Source organism: Streptomyces sp. NPDC045998, assembly GCF_056430285.1.
Genome location: NZ_JBWKLJ010000002.1, coordinates 481,822 through 502,234, shown reverse-complemented (window position 1 = coordinate 502,234; position 20,413 = coordinate 481,822). Strand labels below are relative to the sequence as shown.

Here is a 20,413-nt window from a genome sequence, read left to right as displayed (position 1 = left end):
CGGTCGGCATGGGCGGTCGCCCGCCCGGTCCACGGCCGGGGTACGGCGACCTTCTTCAGGCTGTCGAGTGCCCGCGGGTCCGGCAAGGCTCGGAAGGACGCTCCAGGGAGCTGGCGCAACAGGCATAGCCCAAGGAGGGGCTGCCGCCGCGCGGACCGGTGTTGAAGGCTGGGGCGGATGAATCCTCGACTCCCGGACCCGGTCGGTGAACGGGCCGGCGGCGGCGCCGACCGGCCGCACTACACGTGCGTCGGCATCGGGGCCGGGCCCGCCAATCTCAGCCTGGCCTCACTGCTGCACCGGCACCCCTCGCTGCCGCACCTCTTCCTCGACGCGAAGTGTGCGTTCAGCTGGCACGACGGCCAGCAGATCGCCGGATCGTCGCTCCAGGTGGCGCTGTTCAAGGACCTGGTGACGCTCGCCGACCCGACGAACCCGTACTCCTTCCTCTCCTACCTGCACGAGCAGGGACGGATCCACCACTTCATCAACGCGCAGTTCAGCGAGGTGCCCCGGCAGGAGTTCCGGGATTACCTGGACTGGGCGGGGCGCCGGAACCCGCATGTCATGTTCGGGGAGCGGGTGGAGCGGGTGGAGTTCGCCGGCGACCGGTTCGTCGTGCACTCCACCGGCCAGGTCGTCACCGCGGACAACGTCGTCGTGGGCGTCGGGAGGGTGCCGTGGCTGCCTGCTCAGGCGCGGGGGCTGCGGGGCGAGAGCCAGTTCCACGTCGCCGCGTTCATGGACCGCGCCCGGGGGCTGCGCGACAAGCGGGTGTGCGTGGTGGGCGGCGGGCAGTCCGGTGCGGAGGCCTTCCTCGATCTGATCTCCCGTCCGGAGGAGGAGCGGCCGCGCCGTGTCACATGGGTGTCCCGCAGATCCAACTTCTTCCCCATCGACGACTCGCCGTTCACCAACGACTACTACACGCCGTCGCACGCGGACCACTTCTTCCGGCTGCCGCGCGAGACGCGCGAGGATTTCGTCACCCGGCACGTCCTGAGCAGCGACGGCATCTCCGAATCGACGCTGCGCGCCATCTACCAGCAGGTCTACGTGCTGCGGTTCCTGACGCGGGCGAAGGACGCGACGTGCCTGCTCCCCGGCCGGGAGGTGATCGCCGCGACGGGCGACGACCAGCGCGGCTGGGACCTCACCCTCGCGCACCGGGAAGAGCCGGGTGCCCGGGAGACGGTCACGGCCGACGCCGTCGTGTGGGCCACCGGTTTCTCGCAGGCTCCCCTCGACTTCCTGGACCCGATCGCCGCACGGCTGGAGCGCGAGGGGCCGGAGTTCCGGATCGACGCCGACTTCGCGGTGCGCTGGGACGGCCCGCCGGACCGGAACGTCTTCCTGCAGAACGCCGCCCGCCGTCAGCGGGGCCTGGCCGACCCCAATCTGAGCCTGAACGCCTGGCGCAGCCGGCGCATCCTGGACCGGATCACCGGCACGAGCGGCGACGCGCAACTGCCGTCGTTCATCGAGTGGTCGGCGGCGGACGGGCCGGGCGCGCGATGAGCGGGGAGCGAGTGGACTTCGCCGTGGTGGGCGGCGGCATCGTGGGAGTGCTCGTCGCGCGGGAGATATCCCAGCGGGCCCCGGGGGCGTCGGTCGTGCTCGTCGAGCGGGACGCCGTCGGCAGCGGGGCGAGCCGGCGCTCGGCGGGACTGCACTTCCCGCGCGGGGCGAGCGAGCGGGTCCGCGCGATGACCCGGTACAGCGAGACGTACTACCGGCGGCTCGCCGAGGACTGGCCGGGGACGGGCGACGCGTCGCCGTACGGAGCGGAGACGGGCCGGGCGGAAACGGGCCGGGCGGAGACGGACGGGACGTCACCGGGCCGGGGGGAGCGCTTCGTCCATCCGCTGCCGATCCACCCCCTGCCGATGGCGGTCGTCGCGTCCGCCGAGCGGACGGCGCTGCTGCGGGAGCACTACCTGGACAGCGCCGCCCTGGCCGAGGCGCCCGGGTTCACCGGCTTCCCCGGCGTGCCGGACTTCCTCGGCCCGTTGCCCGCGCACGCGCGGGTGTGGCGGGCCCAGGGCTGCCAGTACGCCGACGTCAACGCGCTCGCGCGGGCGCTCGCCGACGCCCTGCCCGACCGGGTCCGGGTCCGGGAAGGCGTCCGGGTCACCACCGTGGAGCACGGTCGTACGCCGGAGGTGCGCCTCGGACTCGGCGACGGGGAGGAACTCGCCGCCGGTCGCGTGGTGCTGGCACCGGGCCCGTGGCTTGCGGACCCCGCGTGGCGCGAGCTGGTGGCGCCCCTCGGCGCGCGCGTCAAGAAGGTGGTGGCCCTCCACGTGGGCGGCCGGCCGGCGAGCGACGCACCGGTCATCGTGTTCGAGGACGAGGACGCCTTCCTGCTGCCGCTGCGCGAACGCGGCCGGTGGCTGTTCAGCTATACGTGCCGGCAGTGGGACGTGGACCCCGACGCCTCCCCCGCCGGGCTGACCGCCCACGATCTGAGCGAGGCGGAGGTCGTCCTGCGCCGCTACGCGCCCCGGCTGGCGGACGGGCCGATGGCGGGCCGGGTCTTCTGCGACGCCTACAGCGTCGGCCGGGAGCCCGAGGTCAGGGACCTGGGGGGCGACGGCCGCCTTCTGTTCGCCGGCGCCGCGAACGGCTCCGGCTACCGGCTCGGACCCGCCATCGCCGCGCGAGTCGCCGACGAGCTGGCCCTACCCACCGCACCGAGGAGCGATTCGTGATCGTCAGCAGCTACCGACCCGACGCCCTGCGCCCCATGGCGGGCATGGACATGGCCACGGTGGAGAGACTCGGGGTGGGCGCCGGGTGGGTCAGGGTCGCACCGGGGGCCCGCTCCGAGAGCGACCGGCACGACGAGAGCGAGATGTTCGTCGTCGTCTCCGGCGAGGGCGCGGTCGTCGTGGACGGCGAACGGCACCCCGTGTCCGCGGGGACCGTCGTCTCCTTCGCCCCGTTCGAGACCCACGCCGTCGAGAACACGTCCGACGAGGATCTCGTCTTCCTCACGCTGTACGGGCGCGACGCCGAGCGCAGCGCACGCGCGGCGGCCGACCCCTCGCGTCAGGCGTACGCCGCCGACGCGAACCGCCCCGTGTTCGTCTTCTCGACACCGCCCACCCCCAACGGCGACCTGCATCTGGGGCATCTGTCCGGCCCGTACCTGGGCGCGGACGCCTTCGTGCGATTCCAGCGGCTCAACGGCGTCGAGGCCTACCATCTCACCGGGAGTGACGACTTCCAGAGCTATGTCGTCGACGTGGCACGGCGTGAGGGCCGTACGCCCCGCGAGGCGGCGGCGCACTACGGTGCCGAGATCGCCGCGACGCTCGCCCTGATGGACATCGAGCCCGACCAGTACACGGCCACCAGTCGGGACGGCTCCTACCCGGAGGGCCTGCGGGCCTTCTTCTCCCGCCTCGTCGCCTCGGGCGCGGTGGCCCCGGCCGAGGGGCCCGCGCTGCTGGACGCGGAGAGCGGCCGCTACCTCTACGAGGTCGATGTGAGCGGCGGCTGCCCGTCCTGCCTGGCGCCGGCGGGCGGCAACATCTGCGAGGAGTGCGGCGAGCCGAACGCCTGCGCCGATCTCGTCGACCCGCGCGCCTCGCGGTCGGCGGTCCCGCCCGCCGTCGGTTCCGTCACCCGCTACTCCCTGCCGCTGCACACGCTGCGGCCGGACATCGCCGAGCACCACCGCTCGGGGCGCGTACCCGCCCGGCTGCGGGAGCTCACCGAACGGGTCCTCGGGCGCGGGACCCTGGACGTGCCTCTGACCCACCCGTCGTCGTGGGGCGTGGCACCCGCCGAGGCGGGCGCCCCGGGCCAGGTGATCTGGGTGTGGCCGGAGATGGCGTACGGATTCCTGCACGGCATCGAGCTCCTCGGACGCGGGCTCGGCAGGGACTGGGAGGCTCGGCGGCCCAGCGACGACTGGCAGTTGGTGCACTTCTTCGGGTACGACAACAGCTTCTACCACGCGATCCTCTACCCGGCGCTCTACCGGCTCGCGCACCCGTCCTGGACGCCGCGGATCGACTACCACGTCAACGAGTTCTACCTTCTCGAAGGGGAGAAGTTCTCCACCAGCCGCCGGCACGCCATCTGGGGCAAGGACATCCTGACCCCGGAGAGCGTGGACGCGGTCCGTTTCCACCTCTGCCTCACCCGGCCCGAGGGGCGCCGCACCGACTTCAGCCGCCGGGCGTACGAGACGGTCCTGCGCGACACGCTCATCGGCGGCTGGCAGGCCTGGCTCGGCGATCTCGGCCGCCGGGTGGAGGAGGACCACGCGGGGCTGGCCCCGGACGCGGGCCGCTGGACGCCGCAGCACAACGCCTTCCTCCACCGCCTCTCGGGACGTCTGGCCGAGCTGACGGCGAGCCTCGGGAAGGACGGATTCTCCCTCAACGCGGCGGCGGCCGCCCTCGACGGCATCGTGCGGGACACCGTCCGCTTCACCCGCACCGAGCACCCCGGCGCGCTCACGCACGGTCCGTGGAGCTCCGAGGCGCGCACGGCCACCGCCCTGGAACTGGCCGCCGCCCGGTTGCTCGCCCGGGGCGCCGCCCCGCTGATGCCCCGCTTCGCCGCCCGGCTCGCCGCGGCTCTCGGCGATCCGGTGCCCGCGGTGTGGCCGGACCACGTGGAACTGCTGCCGCCGGGCCGCCGTGTCCGCCTCGCCCGGGAAGTCTTCTTCAGCGAGTCACCCGAAGAGGTCCTCGGGGAAGCGCTCGGGGAGGGCGCCGCGTGAGCACCGTGCTGTCCGGGTCCGTGGTCAACCGGGTCGTCTCCGAGCCGCCCACCGGCGGACACCGCATCACGCTGTACCGGCCGGGGATGACGCGTTCCCTCGAACTGACCGAGCTGTACGAGCAGTCCGGGCGTGTGGCGCGGTTTCTGACCGGCCTCGGGGTGCGACGCGGCGACCGCGTCGGTGTCCTCGCGGCCAACTGCCTCGAGTGGGTGCTGCTGGATCTCGCCGCGTTGCGGATCGGCGCCGTCACCGCCGGCCTGGAACCGGGGAAGTTCGAGGCCACGGCGGGCCTCCTGGACCGCTACGACCTCACCGTCCTGTTCACCGACGAGCCGTCGCACGAGCCCGGGGCCCCGGGGGTGCCCGGTGTGCGCGGTATCGACGAGGTCGCGCGGGCGGCCGCCGATCCGCGGCCCGGTGACGTTCCGGCACCCGTCGTGTACGACGAGCGGGACGTCACCACCCTCAAGTTCACCTCCGGGAGCACGGGTGAACCCAAGGCGCTCGCGGCCACGGTCGGCAGCATCGACAGCTCGCTGCGCGCCGTGCAAGCGATGTTCGCGCACGGACCGGGGGACCATCTCTTCGTCTTCCTCCCGCTGTCCCTGCTCCAGCAGCGGTACTGGATCTACTCGGCCCTGTGCTTCGGACACGACGTCACCCTGACGACGTACGCGGACGTCTTTCCGGCGCTGCGCCGGGCCCGGCCCACCGTCGTCATGGGGGTGCCCGCCTTCTTCCAGCTGGCGCGGCGCGCCGTCGAGGCGCGGGGGGCCGCCGCGGTGTTCGGGGACCGGATCCGGTACCTGTGGACGGGGTCGGCGCCCGCCGACCCGGCGATGCTGCGGTTCTACGCCGACGCCGGGCTGCCCCTGTTCGAGGGGTACGGCCTCAACGAGACCTGCATCGTGGCGAAGAACCACCCGGGCGCCCACCGGGAGGGCAGCGTCGGTCGCGTGGTGCCCGGAAAGGAGGTCGTCATCGACGCGGACGGCTTCATCACCGTCCGCAGCGCCCACCCGGTGAACGTGGCGTACGCCTATGCGGCGCCCGGCGAGTCGGAGCGGGTGTTCGGCCCCGGCGGCCTGGTCAGGACCGGCGACCTCGGGTACGTCGACGAGGACGGGTTCCTCTTCGTACGGGGCCGGGGCGACGACGTGCTGGTGCTCGGCAACGGCCGGAAGATCGACGTGCGTCCGGTGGAGGAGTTCCTGCGCGAGGGTCCCGCCATCGAGGAGTGCGTGCTGTTCTGTCCGAACCGGGCGGCCCTCGTCGCCGTGGTGTCGCCGCCGCCGGACCGGCCCGTCGACGAACGGGCGATCGCCGAGCGTCTCGCGGCGGCCAACGCCCGCTTCGGGGAGGACGCCCGGATCAAGCGGGCGGTGGTGGCCGACCCGCCGTTCGCCATCGACAACGGCCTGCTCACCTCTCAGTACAAACCGCGGCGCGGCCGCATCCTCGACACCTATCGCGCCGAGATCCACGACGGCACCACCGGTGTCCCCGCTGCCCCGCCGGACACAGCACCGAAAGGCTGAACCCGCGACATGAACTGGAACGACCTGCTGCAGACGCCTCTGGAGAACGAGCATGTACTGCTCCGCCCGGTGGCCCCGTCGGACCGCGAGGCGCTGCACGCCATCGCCCTCGAACCGAGCATCTGGCGGTACTTCGTCTCGCGCGTGGAGTCGGACGACGACTTCGAGCGCTTCTTCGCCGCGATGTTGGCGGACCAGGAGGCGGGCCGCCGGGCCGTGTACGTGATCACCGACAGGCGGTCGGGGCGCACGGCGGGCAGCATGAGCTTCGGCAACCTCGCCGAGGCCGACCGGCGCATCGAGATCGGCTGGTCGTGGCTGGGCGTCGACTTCCAGGGCGCCGGCGTCAACAACTGGGCGAAGTACCTCCTCCTGGAGCACGCCTTCGAGCGCCTCGGCGCCGAACGCGTCGAGTTCAAGACGGACGAGCTCAACTCGCGCGCCCGCAAGGGCCTGCGGAACATCGGCGCGCGGGAGGAGGGCACCCTGCGCAGCTTCAACCCGATGCCGGACGGACGCCGCCGCGACGCGGTGTTCTACAGCGTCATCCGCTCCGAGTGGCCGGCGGTGAAGGCCCATCTGGCGGCGAGCAGGCCACCGTCCGTGCCGGGGGCGGCCTGATGCGCACGGGTGGCCTCCCCCTGCCGTACGTGCGGGCCACCGGCAGTCCCTTCGCCCTGGGCGTGCGGCACGGCACGTCCCGGGCGAAGGCCCTGCGCGCCTTCCTGGACGACGGTCTCGCGCGGCTGAACCACCTCCTGCCCCGGCCGGTCACGGAGGCCGAGCTGGGTCCGCGCGTCGCCGCCCACCGCGCGGCGATCGGGGCCGCGGTGCCGGACGTGCTCGACGAGGTACGGGGGTTGGCACACGGCGCGGGCCTCACCCCCGACGAGGCGCTACTGCTGCAGATACGCCGCGAGATCATGGGGTACCGCCGGGTGCCGGCGGCCGGGGACTGCACGACGTACGCCGTCACGCCGTCCGCCGGGGCCGGCCCGTCCGTGCTGGCGCAGACGGTCGACCTGAACGGACACCTCGACGATCAGATCTGCGTCCTCGACGTCGGCCGGACGGATACCGGACGCAGGAGTCTCCTGCTGAGCTTCGGCGGGCTGCTCGGCTACCTCGGCATCAACAGCGAGGGCCTCGCGGTGGGCATCAACCTCGTGCTCGGGGGCGACTGGGAGCCGGGGCTTCCCCCCTATCTCGCCGTACGCCACCTGCTGGACACGGCGTCGGACGTCGACAGCGCCGTCGAGGAGCTCGGGCGCCTGCTGCCGCTGGCGAGCTCACGCTCCTTCACCTTCTGCGATCCGCGGAGGGCCGCGTACGTGGAGTTCCGCGGCGGCGATCTCGCGGTCGTCCCCGCCGAGGACGGCCGCGTCGTCCACACCAACCACTTCCTGCACCCCGGTCTCGCCCCGGGCGACGCGCTCAACCCCTTCGCGCGCAGGTCCTCCCTGCGCCGCCTCGAGGCGGCGCGCGAGGGCCTGCGCCGGCTTCCGCCGTCCGCGGGGCCGGAGGGGCACTTCGCGCTGCTGTCCGCCCGCCCGATCCGCGTGCCGGACCGGGGTGACATCCGGGCCGAACGGACCGTCGCCGCGGTGGTCATGGTGCCGTCGCGCCGTGAGCTGCACATCCGCCCCGGTGATCCCGCCCTGAGCGCGACTCAGGTCTTTCGGATCGGTCGGCCCCCCGAACCGCAAAAATTCTGAAAGAACTTGAAAGGCGTTGCTACCCCTTTGGCCGAAACATAAGATCCCCTGGAACCGACGGGGCGGCGACACCGCGCCCGATGTGGTGATTCATTCACTGGCGGCAGGACGGCCGGCAGTGCGCGAAGGCGCCGATGTGCGCGATGTGAGGGCAACTGTGACTCGAACCGAGGACGTCTCAGCCGCAAGAACCGAGCCCGGCACCGGAGCAGAGACCTGCAATGTGCTGCTGCTCGTCGACAATCCGGTGGTGGCCGCCGGCCTGGAGAGCGTGATGCGCCGACTGCCGCGCGTCGGCACGGTGTTAGCGGCGTCCGCCGCCACGTGGTCCCGGGCCGTCGACTCGGGCGACTTCCACGTCCTCATCGTCACCCTGGAGCAGTGGGAACTGCTCGGCACCCGCGGCGAAGGGGACCGCCGGCCGCTGCCGACCGTCCTGGTCCTGGGTGAGGCGCCGTACGACCGCTACAGCGAACTCTTCGTCTCCCTCCCGGTCGACGGCTTCCTCGCCCTGAGCGAACTGACCGCACCGTCGCTCGACGACACCCTGCGACGCGCCCTCGCCGGTGAGATGCCCATGCCGACCACGCTGGCCCGTCGCCTGCTGTCCGGCAGCCACACCCGCACCCGGGCGCTGGGGCAGGGCCCCCGCAACGTGTTCCTGACCCCCCGGGAGACGGAGACGCTCGCGCTGCTGGCAAAGGGCATGAGCAACAAGCAGGTCGCCCGGGTCCTCGGGATATCCACCCACGGCGCCAAGCGTCTGGTGGGCTCGATCCTGCTGAAGCTGGGCTCCCCCAACCGCACGTCGGCGGTCATCACGGCCCTGCAGGAAGGGCTGGTCTGACGGACCCGCGCCGGGCGGGCCGCTGTCGGGCCCGGAGCTTCCGGGCCCGGCGCGGTCGCGCCCGGCCCGGCCGGGCCGGCTCCCCGGAGAGGATTCCTCAGCCGTCGGCGGCAGTCGCCGCCCGCGCCGCCGCCGGGGTGGACGGCACCGCGGCCGTGATCCTGCGGGCCCCGATCCCCACGACGAGGAGCGCCAGCGCCGCGGCGCCGGGTGCCATCCAGTAACCGGCCGCGGGGTCCACCCGGTCGACGACCTGGCCCGCGATCGCCGAGCCCAGCGACGTACCGCCGAGGATGCTGGTGACGGCGAGCGCCATGGCCTCGTTGATCTGCGAGCGGGGTACCAGCTCCTGCACCATCGTCATGCTCGTGACCATCGTCGGCGTGTTCGCCATTCCGGCGACGAACATCAGCACGCACAGGGCGGGCAGGTTGCCGGCGAACTGCAGCGGCAGCATCAGGACACCCATCCCGAACAGGCAGACGAGCAGGCGCGTCGTCATCCGCCCCTTGGGTGTCACCATGCCGAAGAGGACGCCGGCGATCGCGGAGCCCACGGCCTGGAGTCCGATCACCACACCCGCCGTGGAGGCATGGCCGAGCTGCTCGGTGTACGCGAGGGTCACGATCTCCAGGGAGCCGAAGATGGTACCGGTCAGCAGCAGGGTCAGCAGGATGACCCGCAGCCCGCGGTTGCGGAGCGGCGACGCGGCGGCCGGCTCCGGTTCCTGGACCGGGGGTTCGCTGGACTTCTGCGCCACGAGCAGCAGCGTGCCGCCGAGGGTGAGGGCGCCCGCCACCAGGCGTCCGGCCTCGGGGAAGACGCTGGTGCACAGGGCCACGGTCACGATGGGTCCGACGATGAAGCAGATCTCGTCGAGGACCTGCTCGAAGGAGTTGGCCACGTGCAGCGATTTCTCGTCGTCGCGGTAGATCTCGGCCCACCGGGCCCGCACCAGACCGCCGGCGTTGGGCGCGGTGGACAGCGACGCCGTCACGAACAGGGTCCACACCGGCGCGCCGTAGTGGGCGCACAGCACGAGGGCGAGCGACCCGAGCGCCGAAATGGCGGCGGCGGGCACGGCGACCTTGCTCTGTCCGTACCGGTCGATGAGCCGGCTGATCCGGGGCACGGTGATCAGGGTCATCGCCAGCGAGACACCGCCGACGGCGCCGGCCAGCGAGTACGAGTCACGCTGGGCTGCCACCAGCATGACGGTGCTGACGCCGTACATGGCCAGGGCGAGGCGCCCGGAGAACCCGGCCAGGGTGAACGCGATGGTGCCCGGAGGGGCGAACAGACGGCGGTACGGCGCGAACAAGTGATTGTCTCCTCAGTTGGTCGACGGCGGGAGCAGCGTCAGGCCGGCCCCGGCGGTGTCGAAGTGGAAGGGCTGCTCGGCGAGGCCCAGCTCGGCCATCGCGGCCCGCACGTCGGGGCGGCTGTGCGCGTCGGCGTGCAGCAGCAGAAAGCCGCCGCCGCCCGCGCCGAGCAGTTTGCCGCCGGTCGCGCCGGCGGCGATCGCGGTGCGGTAGGCGTGGTCGATGCCGGGCAGCGTCACCCGGCTCCCGAGTCCTCGCTTGAGTTCCCAGTGACGCCCCAGCAGCCGCCCGAGGGCGGCCGGGTCGCCGTCCCGCAGGGCGGTCAGCGCGGGTGCGGTCAGTTCCTTGATCTCGTGCAGCCGCCGTTCGGCGTCGGCGTCCCCCCGGGTCACCCGGGCGTGCTGGTCGGCGAGGACGGCTCCGGTGTCGCGGACGGTTCCGGTGAAGAACAGCAGCAGCTCGTCGTCGAGACGGCGTCGTGTGGCGGCGTCGACGGGGACGTCCTCGACGTCGACGCCGCCGTCCCGGCCGAAGTGCAGCAGCCGGAATCCGCCGAGCGCGGCGAGGTAGTGGTCCTGCCGGCCGACGGGGCGGCCCAGCCCCGTCATCTCGATGTCGCCGGCCGCCTCCGCGAGGGCCGCGCCGGAGGTTCCCGGTCCGGCGAGGCCGGCCGTGAGCGCCACGCAGAACGCGGCGGAGCTGCCGAGACCCGTTCCGCCGGGCACGTCGCCGAAGGAGACCAGGTCCACGTCGCCGTCGCGCGCGTGGCGCCGCAGGGCCTCCCGCGCGAACGGGTTGGCCACCTGGTGCGTGCCCTCGGGGCGCCCGCACGAGTCGAGGCAGACGCGCGGGCCCGCGCCGGGCAGCGCCTCGGCGGGCCGGTCCCGGCCCACGACGGTGACGCGGAGGTCGATGGCCGCGCCCAGCACCGTGCCGCCGAAACGGCCGGCGTAGCTGGGCAGGTCCGTGCCGCCGCCGGCCAGTGAGATCCTCAGTGGCGCGCTGCTCACCCACACGGTGACGTTCCCCTTCCCTGTCGTGCCGCGCCGGTCGCGGCTGCCGTCGTACGCTCGCCCGCCTCCTGGGTGTCGGCCGCCCGCAGCGCCGCCGCGGCCCCCTCGGGGTCGGCCTCGCTGACCCAGGCTCCGGTGCCCAGTTCGCCCGCCGCGAGCCGCTTGACGTGTCCGTCGGTGCCGTGCGCGGAGAACAGCCGGGCGTGCAGATGGGCCAGGTCGCGGTCCTCGCGGGCCGGAGCCTGCACCCACAGGGCCATGTACGGCAGCGGGGTCTCGGCGACGGCCGCGAACCGGCGCAGCACCGAGCGGTAGACGAGCGCCAGTTCCGCCCGCTCCTCCTCGTCGAGCGCGGGCAGGTCCGGTACGTGGCGCCGCGCGTAGAGGTGCACTTCGAACGGCCAGCGGGCGGCGTAGGGCACCACCGCGGTCCAGTGGCGCCCGGCCACGACCACGCGTACGGCCGCGGTCTCCTCCGCCGCGACGGTGTCGCAGAACAGGCAGCCGCCGCCCGTGCGGCGGGCTCGGCGCGCCGCGTCCCGGCCGCGGGCGAGGAGCGGTGGCACGAACGGATAGCCGTAGATCTGACCGTGCGGGTGGGCGAGCGAGGCGCCGGCCGCCGTGCCGTGGTTCTCGAAGCAGACCACCTGCGCCACGTCGGGACGGGAGTTGAGCGCGCGGGTCCGGTCGGCCCACGCCTCGATCACGGTGCGCACGCGGGGCACCGGCTGTTCGGCGAGGGTCGTCGTGTGGCAGCTGCCGAACGACACGACCTCGCAGACCCCCGCGGCCGGGACATCGGTGAACGGCCCCGGGGCGGCGGGCGGGGCGGCCTGCGGGCCGGGGGCGCCGAGCGCCGGGTAGCGGTTGCCGAAGACGGCGACGTCGTACCCGCCGCCCGGGATCTCGTGCTCCACCCCCGTGCCGGGGCACAGCGGGCACACGGTCGTGTCGGCGGAGAAGGGCCGCTTGAGCCGGTGGGCGGCCATCACCACCCACTCCTCGGCGAGCGCGTCCCAGCGCAGCCGCGACCCGCTCGCGGGGCTCGTGCGGCCGGGTGGGTCCGTCACGTCGTACGAGGCCGGGGCGCGACGGCCGTCCGCGTACAGACGCACCCGGCGCCCGTCGGCCCGGGTGAAGGAACCGGCTGTGCGCGTCACGGGCGTTCTCCCGCCGTGTACCACCCGAGGATGTGGCGCAGCGCCTGCTCGGTGGTGGCCGTGCGCAGATCCGGGGTGGCGGTCGGCGGCGGTGCGGATCCTTCGTCGGCGGCCGCCCGTACGAGAGCCGTGCGGCAGCCCGCCCGGCGTCCCGCCTCCACGTCGCTGTCGAAATCGCCGACCATCCACGAGGACGTGAGGTCGAGGTGGTGGTGTTGCGCGGCGCGCAGCAGCATGCCGGGCTCGGGTTTGCGGCAGGCACAGCCCACCGACAGTCCGGGTACGACACCGTCCGGATGGTGGGGGCAGTCCAGGATGCCGTCGAGACGGACCCCCTGCGCGGCGAGGAGGCCGGTCAGCCTCTCGTGCATGGCGTCGAGTTCGGCCCGTCCGAACAGGCCCCTGGCCATGCCGGACTGGTTGGTCACGACGACCAGGGCCACTCCGAGCCCGGTCAGCGAGCGCAGGGGTGCTCCCACTCCGGGTCTCAGGACGAGGTCGTCGGGCCGGCTCGGGTAGTGCCGGGGTTCGGTCAGCGTGCCGTCCCGGTCGAGGAGGACGGCGGGGCGACCGGTCACCGCGGTACGCCCCCGGTCGCGGAGCGCACCGACGCCCTGGTCCGCACATGGGTGCGCATGTGGCGGGTCAGGATGTGCGCCAGGGACATGTGGATGTCCTCCTGCTCCTCGATCGAGTCGGCCGGAGCCGCGATCCAGTGGTCGCACAGCTCCGCGGCCTGGCCGCCGGTGGGGCCCAGCAGGCCGACGGGGCGTGCGCCGAGCTTACGGGCGGTGCGCAGGGCGTTGAGGACGTTCGGCGAGTCGCCGCTCGTGCTGATGCCGACGACGATGTCGCCCGGCTCGGCGAACCCTTCGAGCTGGCCGCTGAAGACCGCGTCGTAGCCGACGTCGTTGGCCCATGCGGTGAGGGCGGGTACGTGGTCGACCAGGGAGTGCGCCCGCAGGGGCGGGGCGCCGTCGCACCGGGTGTTCTTGGCCAGGTCGATCGCGAGGTGGGAGGCCGTCGCGGCACTGCCGCCGTTGCCGCAGGTGAAGACAGTGCGCCCGGCGTCATAGGCCTCTTCCAGCAGGTGCGCCATCGTCGTCACGTCGCGCAGCGAGAGGGCGTCGATGGCCCGCAGGAGTCCTCGTACGTAGTCACGGACGTCGCTCTCGGTGCGGCGTTCGCCGTTGTTTCCCATGGTCAAGGTGCCTGTTCTTCGAAGGGGACGGTGAGCTGCCGGGGTCGGCGGACGGCCGCCACCAGGCCGGTGTAGAGGGCCGCCGTCTCCCGAGCGGTGCGGTCCCACGACCAGTCCTGCGCCATCAGCCTTCGCCGCAGGTCGGTGAGGTGGGAGCGGTCACCGGCGAGGAGGCGCACCGCTCGCTCGGCGGTGTCCCGTACGGCCCGCGCGGTGTGATCGGCGATGACCAGGCCGGTGCCCCGCCGCGGGTCGGCGGACAGATCGGTGACCGTGTCGCGCAGGCCGCCGACCGGAGTGGTGAGGGGGAGGGTGCCGTAGGCCATGGAGATCAGCTGGTTGAGCCCGCAGGGTTCCACGCGGGACGGCATCGGGGAGAAGTCGGCGCCCGCGTACACCAGCCAGGCCAGGTCCTGGTCGAAGTCGGGGCTGTGGTGTACGGCGCCCGGGGCCGCGGTGGCGAGAGCGGCGAGGGACGTACGGTACCGGTCGTCCCCCGGCCCGACGACCACGAGTTGTGCCCGTCCGGCGACGAGCAGCGGGCCCAGGCCGTCGAGCAGCAGGTCGCTGCCCTTCTCGTCCACCAGCCGGGTGCACACACCGAACAGCGGCAGCGCGGGGTCGACGGTCAGACCGAGCCGCTGTTGCAGGGCCCGCTTGTTGGCGCTCTTGCCCTCTTCCACGGATGCGGCGTCGTACGGGGCCGAGGTCCGTCCGGGAGCGGTCGGGTCCCACACGTCGGCGTCGACTCCGGCGACGATCCCGGTCAGTTCGAGCGCGCCGAGGGCTCCGGCCAGCGGGGTGCCGGCCAGGTCGTCCGTCAGCTCCCGCGCGTAGCCGGGGCTCCCGGTGGTCGCCGCGTCCGCGGCCAGCATGCCGAGGTGCAGCAGGCTGGGTCGTCCGGCGGAGCGCGCGGCGAGCTCCTCGGCGCACCGCTCGGGGAGCCCGAGGAGAGGGAGCCGGTCGGCCGGGAACCCGCCCCAGTAGTGGGCGCTGTGGATGTTGAGCAGCAGGGCGGGCGAGGTCGCCGCGGCGCGGCGCGCCCTCAGGTGGGCGAGGGCGGCTCCCGACTGCCAGTCGTTTGCGTGGACCAGGTCGTAGGCGCGTCCGCTCGTGCGGGCCCAACGGGCGGCGCACAGACCGTAGAAGGCGGCACGTTCGGCGGCGTCGGTGAACTCGACGTACCGCCCGTCGCGGTAGATGCCCTCGCGGTCGTACCACTCGTCGGCCCTGAGCAGGAACACCTCGGGTCCGTCGCCGGTGCCGAGCAGCCGGTGGACGACGGGTCGCGCGGTGACGCCGCCGACCGTGGCCGAGGGCAGTGCCAGCACCGCTTCGGTGCGCAGCCCTCGTTCCCGTACGAGGCGGGGGTAGTACGGCAGGAAGAGGTCGTGGCGGAGGCCGTACCCGCGTTGCAGCGCGGCGGACAGCGCCCGCGACGCCTGCCCGAGGCCACCCTCCACGAAGTGGGGCGCCAGCTCCTGGGTCAGATAGAGGCACTTCACGGCCGCTCCTCCCGGTCGTCGGCCGGGCTCAGCCACACGCCGAACAGGTGCAGGTCGGGGTTGAAAGGGAGTGCGAGACCGGTGCACGGCGTCGGCCCCGGCAGTGCGGCGACGGCGTGCCACAGGCGGGGCCGGACGCTCGGCTCCGGTCGGCCCCCGGTGTCGTACAGGAAGTCGGCCTCCAGGTAGCACCGTGCTCCGGGGACGGCTCCCCGGGTCAGGAAGTCGCCCAGCCGGACGTCGACGTCCGTGACGTCGCCGGAGCCTGTGCGGAGGCGGAACGTCTCGCGGACGGTGCCCTGGGTCCCGGCGCCGACGAGGTGCAGGGCGAGCGCGCGCAGCGGGCCGCCGTCCACGGTCAGCACCTGCCCTTCGCAGGTCACGTTGTCCGCGGCGCCCCGGCCGAAGCCCGCGGGCAGCCGCAACTCATCGGCGCGCGGCGACAGGGCGGGGGCGGGGAGGGCGCGTCCGAAGCCGTCGAAGCCTCCGAAGCCCTCGACCGGTACGGCGCCGGGTGCCCAGCAGGCCGTGTTGTTCCGGTGCGCCGACAGATCGAGTGGCAGGCCGGTCACCGGCTCGTGCGGCGCGGTCACGCGGCCCCTCCCGCACCACGGGCCGGCGCGTCGCTGGTCGCCGCCGCACCACGGGCCGGCGCGTCGCTGGTCGCCGCCGCACCACGGGCCGGCGCGTCGCCGGTCACCGCCACATCGCGGGCCAGCGCGTCACCGATCGCCGCCACATCGCGGGCCAGGGAGGCGAGCCGGGAGTCGAGCTCCGTCCGGAACGCCGCCGCCCGGGGGCTGTCGGGCGCGAGAACGCCGAGCCGCATCATGAGGCCGTTGGCGACGGCGAGGTCCCGGGCCGCCCGCTCGGCGGTCTCGGCCGCGGTGCCGGGCCTGCCCGGCAGCGCGAGCCACCGCGCGAGCCAGCGCAGCGTGTGGTGGTACCAGAGCAGGCCGAGGGGCAGCGTGCGGCCGAGCCCGGGGGCCGGCCCCTCCTCCCGGGGGCGGGGCCGCTCGCGCACGGCCCGAAGGTAGTCGTCGAGGCGCTCGGTGAGGGCCTCGACGAGGCCGCGGCCGGTGAGCCACCGCCCCGGGTCTCCGGTCAACTCCTGGGCTATCCGTCCCAGTTGACCGTCGGCGGCCGTACCGGTGGAGATGGCGGGGGGCCGGGGGTCCCACGCCGCCTCCACCCACGACTGACCCCGATCCTCGGCGTACATGGCTTTCCTCACCTCCGCGAGGGGGACCCGGCCGTCGAAGAAGACCTCCTCCCCCGCGTCGAGCAGCCGGATGGTGTCCGTCGCGGCGTCGGGGTCCCGCAGCACGACGGTGTGCAGGTCGTGGCTCTGTCCGTACGCGGGCCAGAAGTAGCGCAGGTGGAAGGGGTCCGCGGCGGCGGCGACCGGCCGGCCGGCCGCCAGGGCGCGTTCGGCGGCCGCCCAAGAGGGCGCGCCGTCGACCCTGTGCCGCACGAGCGGACGCTCCGCGCGGGCGAGGACGAGGGAGAGGATCTCCAGCGGGTCGTCGAAGACGAGCAGGCCGTCCTCGTCGAGGCGCGCGCCCGTGGTCGCGTTGGCGCCGAGCACGGCCACCGGGTCGGCCGGCTCGTCCATCGATGTGAGCAGGACGGCGAAGGCCGCGTGGTAGCAGCTCGCGTCGGCGAAGTCCGGGCCTGTCATCGCTGTCCCCACCTCGGTGTCGGCGCGTCGTGTCGTGTCGTCATGGCAGCCGTCTCGGCACAGCCTTCGCCGTGGGAGGAACACCGCCGGAAATGTCTGCCCAGAGAGTGGTCGGCACGACCGGCAGGGCCGCCGACGACGCTACCGACGAGCGCGGAAGGCCGACAAGGAGCCGCTTCGGGCATAGCCGCTTGTCCACCTCTGCGAGCGCGCCTTGGCGCCCGCACCGAGATCCCGTCGCGTGGGTGTCTTCGCAGCTCAGCGCCGTGGCACGGCATCGGGACGGCGGGTCGGCGCGGGGTCCCGCGCGGGCGCGGCCCGCCGTACGCTGCCCGTCGCGCCACGCAGCCGGCGCGGCCCGCCGATACCCAGGAGCCATCCACATGCCGAGGGACCATCACTCCGTATCCGAAGTGCCGGGAGCCGGGGCGCGGGCCGCGCCGGGAGAGGCCGGGCAGGCGACGGTGTCCGGCGACAGCCGCAGCCTGTTCCGCCTGGTGCGCGACGTCCGCGCGGGCCGCGACGTCACCGGGGTGCGCGGCGGCCCGGCTCTCGCCAACCGGGAGCTGGCCCGGGCGCTGGAGCGGGGCGGGCCCCGGTTGGCACCCGCGCCGAGCGGCTCGGTCTTCACCTGGGACGACCCGCTCCCCGGCGAGGTGCGGTTCCTGCCCCGGGACCGGCTGCTGTCCGCGGCGGAACGCGCGGCGGCGGTACGGGCGTTCACCGGTGTGCTGGACACGGGGGCCTTCACCAGCGGTCCCGGGGTGAGCCGGTTCGAGGCGGCGCTGGCCGAGTTCCTGCGCGTCCCTCACGTGGTAGCCACGAGCAGCGGGACGGACGCGCTGATCATCGCGCTGCGCGCCGTGGGCGTCGGCCACGGCGACGAGGTCATCATGCCCGCGAACAGTTTCGCCGCCACCGAGAACGCCGTACTGGCCTGCGGAGCACGGCCCGTACTCGCGGATGTGGGGGACGACTACACCCTCGACCCGGACGCCGTGGCCGAGCGGGTCACCGGGCGCACCCGGGCCGTCCTCCCGGTGCATCTGCACGGGAAGCTCGCCGACCTGCCCCGGCTGCGCGCGGTCTGCGACCGGTACGGGCTCGCCCTCGTCGAGGACGCCTGCCAGGCCATCGGCGTCACGGAGGTCGGGCAGCACGCGGACGCGGCGGCGCTGAGCTTCAACCCGTACAAGAACTTCGGCCTCTGCGGGAAGGCGGGGGCCGTCGTCACCAGGGCACCCGAACTGGCGGAGCGCTGCCGGGCGGTGAGCTATCACGGCTTCTCACCCGGCAGGAAGAACGTGAAGTCCGAGCCCTTCGGGTACAACGCCGGCATCGACAACACGCAGGCCGAGATCGCGCTCGGCCTCCTGCCGTACCTGACCCTCGCCAACTACCGGCGCGCGTTCCTCGCCGCCCGCTACCTGGACGGCCTGGCGGACCTCGCCGCGGCGGGAGCGCTCCGCCTGCCGGAATTCACCGCCGACCACGCCTGGCACCTCTTCCCGGTCCAGGTCGAGCCGGCCGCCGGCGCACGCGACGCGCTGCGCGACCGCCTCTGGGCCGAGCACCGCGTCGAGACGGACGTGTACTACCCGGTGCTGACGCATGAGCAACGGCCGCTGTCGGACACGGTCCTGCCGCCGTCGCGCCGGCTCCCCCGCACGGAACACCTCCACTCCCGCGTCCTGCACCTGCCCTTGCACAACGCCCTGTCGATCGCCGAGCAGAACCGCACCATCGAGGCCCTCCATGACTGCGCATCCCGTGCCCGCTAGCCGGCCGGCCCCGCTTCCCCCGCCCCGCCCCGGCGGCGTACAACTCGCCGTCTTCTGCGACTTCGACGAGACGTACCTGGCGCACCACCCGAGCCCGCGGCAACGCCAGGACCTGGTGGACCTGGAGGACCTGCTCGTCGAGGAGGCCGCGCGCGGCGGTCTGCTGTTCGGCTGGGTCACCGGGAGTTCGCCCGGCAGCGTGCTGGCCAAGGCCGACCGCCACCGGCTGCGCGTCCTGCCGCACTTCCTCGCCGCCTCCTTGGGGACGGACCTGACGTACTTCACCGCCGACGGCCCCCGGCGGGACGAGCGATGGCACCGGCGGCTCCGGGACAGCGGCTACGACAAGGCCGCGGTCGGCGGTGTGGTCGCCGAGCTCGCCGGGGAGGGGATCCCGCTGCGCCCCCAGGGCGGCGGGGAGGAGGCCGAGTTCCTGGACAGCTACTACTACACGTCGCGCGGCGACGACGCCGACCGCGCGGCTCTGCGGCGCATCGAGGCGGCCTGCGCCCGCGCCGGGCTCGGCGTCAGCACCAACCGGTGCAACCCGGGGGCGGGTGACCCCGACGGCGCCTACGACGTCGATGTCCTGCCCCGCACCGGAGGCAAGCGGGCCGTCGTCGCGTACCTGGTCGAACGGTTCGCGGCGGCGGACTCGCTCGCCTTCGGGGACAGCGGCAACGACCTCGGCATGCTCCGGGGTGTGCGGCGCGGGTACCTCGTGGCGAACGCGACCGCCGAGGCACGGGCGGCGCACCCCCGGACGTCACCGCACCCGTACGCCGCCGCCGTCCGGCACGCGATCGAGGAGACCCGCGGCCGGTCGCGGGAAGGGGCGGGGATTCGATGCGCATAGGGATCATGGGCGCGGGCAACATCGCCACCGCACACCTGCGAGCGGTCCGCGCCACCGCCGGGGCGGAGCTCGTGGGCCTCCACGACGTCGCCGCCGACCGGGCCCGGACGACCGCGGACGCCTTCGGCTGCCGCGCCTTCTCCTCCGCCGCGAGCCTGTACCGGGACGTCGACGCGGTGATCGTCGCCGCCCCGAACCACACCCATCACACCCTCGCCACCGAGGCCGTGCGCCGGGGCAAGCACGTGCTCTGCGAGAAGCCGATGGCGGTGTCGGTCGCCGAGGCCGCGGCCATGGCACGGGCCGTCCGCGGCACGGGCCTGACATGCTGCGTCGGTTTCAACTACCGCTTCCTGGACGAGGTCGAGCGGATGCGTCAGCTGATCTCCTCCCGGGAGCTGGGCAGGCCGCTGATGGTGGAGGCCGCGTTCCGGCGCGGCAGCGCGCTGACCCGTTCCACGTTCACCTGGCGCGACAGCGGCCTCGGCCGCTCGACGAGCGGCGCGCTGGGAGATCTGGGGATCCACCTCATCGACCTGCTGCACTACCTGTTCCGCGCCGAGGTGGACACGGCGTCGTGCGTGACGCGCCTGCGCACGCACGTACCGGAGAAGCAGGGGCGCGCGGTCGACGTCGACGACGACGCCTTCGTCGCGGGACGCCTCGGCAACGGGGTGTACTTCCATCTCACCGCCTCCAAGGCCTCGCTGCCGGAGGAGACCGGCCTCTCCCTCGAAGTCGTTTGTACGGGCGGGGAGTTCTCCTACCACTCACGGCAGGGCGGGACGCTGCTGGTGCGGCCGGGTACCGAGTGGCACCGCGAGTCCCTGGCCGCACCGGGTCCCTTCGCCGATCCGGTCGGCGAGGTGCCGGGCTGGGCCGGCTCCTTCCACCGTCAGCTCGGTGAGTGGGTCGACGCCGTCGTCCACGGCAAGGAGAGCGACCGGCTGGCCGGCTTCGAGGACGGCCTGCGAGCACAGCGCGTGCTCACCGGGCTGCTGGAGAAAGCGGAGGGGAAGAGGACGGAAGGAGCGGCGGAGGGAGCGGCGTGAG

18 protein-coding genes are annotated in these 20,413 nt (G+C 73.7%); 10 read left to right on the top strand and 8 right to left on the bottom strand.

Going from position 1 to position 20,413, the window contains the following annotated elements; genetic code table 11:
* The first annotated feature begins 177 nt into the window (after window positions 1-177).
* From AC07FJ_RS07195 to AC07FJ_RS07165, 7 genes are all read left to right on the top strand, one after another.
* On the top strand, window positions 178-1,518 hold the full coding sequence (locus tag AC07FJ_RS07195; protein WP_479046190.1) for a lysine N(6)-hydroxylase/L-ornithine N(5)-oxygenase family protein: 1,341 nt from the start codon (window positions 178-180) through the stop codon (window positions 1,516-1,518).
* Window positions 1,515-2,711, top strand: a complete 1,197-nt coding sequence (locus tag AC07FJ_RS07190; RefSeq protein ID WP_479046188.1) for an FAD-dependent oxidoreductase — start codon at window positions 1,515-1,517, stop codon at window positions 2,709-2,711. The genes AC07FJ_RS07195 and AC07FJ_RS07190 overlap by 4 nt, the downstream gene beginning before the upstream one ends.
* Complete coding sequence (locus tag AC07FJ_RS07185) at window positions 2,708-4,738, top strand: class I tRNA ligase family protein (RefSeq protein ID WP_479046187.1); 2,031 nt, start codon at window positions 2,708-2,710, stop codon at window positions 4,736-4,738. The genes AC07FJ_RS07190 and AC07FJ_RS07185 overlap by 4 nt, the downstream gene beginning before the upstream one ends.
* Window positions 4,735-6,279, top strand: coding sequence for an AMP-binding protein (locus AC07FJ_RS07180; RefSeq protein WP_479046184.1), 1,545 nt, complete (start codon window positions 4,735-4,737; stop codon window positions 6,277-6,279). Before AC07FJ_RS07185 ends, AC07FJ_RS07180 begins: the two co-directional genes overlap by 4 nt.
* A 9-nt stretch (window positions 6,280-6,288) precedes the next feature.
* The gene (locus tag AC07FJ_RS07175; RefSeq protein WP_479046181.1) at window positions 6,289-6,900 is read left to right on the top strand and encodes a GNAT family N-acetyltransferase; all 612 of its coding nucleotides are present in this window, start codon (window positions 6,289-6,291) and stop codon (window positions 6,898-6,900) included.
* The gene (locus tag AC07FJ_RS07170; RefSeq protein ID WP_479046179.1) at window positions 6,900-7,994 is read left to right on the top strand and encodes a C45 family autoproteolytic acyltransferase/hydolase; all 1,095 of its coding nucleotides are present in this window, start codon (window positions 6,900-6,902) and stop codon (window positions 7,992-7,994) included. Before AC07FJ_RS07175 ends, AC07FJ_RS07170 begins: the two co-directional genes overlap by 1 nt.
* A gap of 157 nt (window positions 7,995-8,151) precedes the next feature.
* A complete protein-coding gene (locus AC07FJ_RS07165; protein ID WP_479046176.1) occupies window positions 8,152-8,841 on the top strand; it encodes a helix-turn-helix transcriptional regulator in 690 nt (229 codons plus the stop codon).
* A gap of 97 nt (window positions 8,842-8,938) precedes the next feature.
* Here the strand turns inward: AC07FJ_RS07165 and AC07FJ_RS07160 are convergent, their stop codons facing one another.
* The 8 genes from AC07FJ_RS07160 to AC07FJ_RS07125 are packed head-to-tail and all read right to left on the bottom strand — an operon-like array spanning window position 8,939 to window position 16,723.
* Window positions 8,939-10,162 carry an MFS transporter gene (locus AC07FJ_RS07160; RefSeq protein ID WP_479046173.1) on the bottom strand — a complete coding sequence of 408 codons (1,224 nt, stop codon included), beginning with the start codon at window positions 10,160-10,162 and terminating at the stop codon, window positions 8,939-8,941.
* A gap of 12 nt (window positions 10,163-10,174) precedes the next feature.
* Complete coding sequence (locus AC07FJ_RS07155; protein ID WP_479046171.1) at window positions 10,175-11,173, bottom strand: GHMP family kinase ATP-binding protein; 999 nt, start codon at window positions 11,171-11,173, stop codon at window positions 10,175-10,177.
* Complete coding sequence (gene galT, locus AC07FJ_RS07150; protein WP_479046169.1) at window positions 11,170-12,336, bottom strand: galactose-1-phosphate uridylyltransferase; 1,167 nt, start codon at window positions 12,334-12,336, stop codon at window positions 11,170-11,172. The genes AC07FJ_RS07155 and galT overlap by 4 nt, the downstream gene beginning before the upstream one ends.
* Window positions 12,333-12,914, bottom strand: coding sequence for a D-glycero-alpha-D-manno-heptose-1,7-bisphosphate 7-phosphatase (locus AC07FJ_RS07145; protein ID WP_479046166.1), 582 nt, complete (start codon window positions 12,912-12,914; stop codon window positions 12,333-12,335). The genes galT and AC07FJ_RS07145 overlap by 4 nt, the downstream gene beginning before the upstream one ends.
* On the bottom strand, window positions 12,911-13,537 hold the full coding sequence (locus tag AC07FJ_RS07140; RefSeq protein WP_479046933.1) for a D-sedoheptulose-7-phosphate isomerase: 627 nt from the start codon (window positions 13,535-13,537) through the stop codon (window positions 12,911-12,913). Before AC07FJ_RS07140 ends, AC07FJ_RS07145 begins: the two co-directional genes overlap by 4 nt.
* Before the next feature lie 2 nt (window positions 13,538-13,539).
* Complete coding sequence (locus AC07FJ_RS07135; RefSeq protein WP_479046164.1) at window positions 13,540-15,042, bottom strand: glycogen synthase; 1,503 nt, start codon at window positions 15,040-15,042, stop codon at window positions 13,540-13,542.
* Complete coding sequence (locus tag AC07FJ_RS07130; RefSeq protein WP_479046163.1) at window positions 15,039-15,635, bottom strand: hypothetical protein; 597 nt, start codon at window positions 15,633-15,635, stop codon at window positions 15,039-15,041. The genes AC07FJ_RS07135 and AC07FJ_RS07130 overlap by 4 nt, the downstream gene beginning before the upstream one ends.
* Window positions 15,632-16,723: a hypothetical protein gene (locus AC07FJ_RS07125; RefSeq protein ID WP_479046161.1), complete on the bottom strand. Its 1,092-nt coding sequence runs from the start codon at window positions 16,721-16,723 to the stop codon at window positions 15,632-15,634. The genes AC07FJ_RS07130 and AC07FJ_RS07125 overlap by 4 nt, the downstream gene beginning before the upstream one ends.
* A 383-nt stretch (window positions 16,724-17,106) precedes the next feature.
* Here AC07FJ_RS07125 and AC07FJ_RS07120 point away from each other — a divergent pair, with 383 nt between their 5' ends.
* From AC07FJ_RS07120 to AC07FJ_RS07110, 3 genes are read left to right on the top strand one after another with little or no spacing between them, the layout of a single operon-like run.
* Window positions 17,107-18,504: a DegT/DnrJ/EryC1/StrS aminotransferase family protein gene (locus tag AC07FJ_RS07120; RefSeq protein ID WP_479046158.1), complete on the top strand. Its 1,398-nt coding sequence runs from the start codon at window positions 17,107-17,109 to the stop codon at window positions 18,502-18,504.
* Complete coding sequence (locus AC07FJ_RS07115; RefSeq protein WP_479046156.1) at window positions 18,479-19,360, top strand: HAD-IIB family hydrolase; 882 nt, start codon at window positions 18,479-18,481, stop codon at window positions 19,358-19,360. The genes AC07FJ_RS07120 and AC07FJ_RS07115 overlap by 26 nt, the downstream gene beginning before the upstream one ends.
* Complete coding sequence (locus AC07FJ_RS07110) at window positions 19,351-20,412, top strand: Gfo/Idh/MocA family protein (RefSeq protein WP_479046153.1); 1,062 nt, start codon at window positions 19,351-19,353, stop codon at window positions 20,410-20,412. The genes AC07FJ_RS07115 and AC07FJ_RS07110 overlap by 10 nt, the downstream gene beginning before the upstream one ends.
* Window position 20,413: the final 1 nt, after the last annotated feature.